1 protein-coding gene is annotated in these 243 nt (G+C 55.6%); it reads right to left on the minus strand.

The annotated features are described in order from the left end of the window. The coding region (locus tag ACTHSL_RS14090; protein WP_440381752.1) for a hypothetical protein at positions 1-243 on the minus strand (243 nt) is incomplete at both ends.

Here is a 243-nt window from a genome sequence, read left to right on the forward strand (position 1 = left end):
GGGTAGGGAGGGGCGTGTTTGCTGCAGTTGTTCGTAAAACGCCAATACTTCGCCGATATTTTTTAAACATCCGAAATTTCCGTTAGGCACGCTGAAGCCGAGTTCTTGGAAATAGGCGAGTTCTTGGATGTGGTCTTCCGCGACGAAACCGCCTTGCTGGCGGGCAATCGAGGAGGGGAAAAAGTGCAGTTTGCGATGCGCGGTGATGCGCGAATCAAGTTGGCGCAGGCTGCCGGCGGCGGC

Origin of the sequence: Neisseria sp. P0008.S010 (genome assembly GCF_051962715.1) — a bacterium.
GTDB lineage: Bacteria > Pseudomonadota > Gammaproteobacteria > Burkholderiales > Neisseriaceae > Neisseria > Neisseria elongata.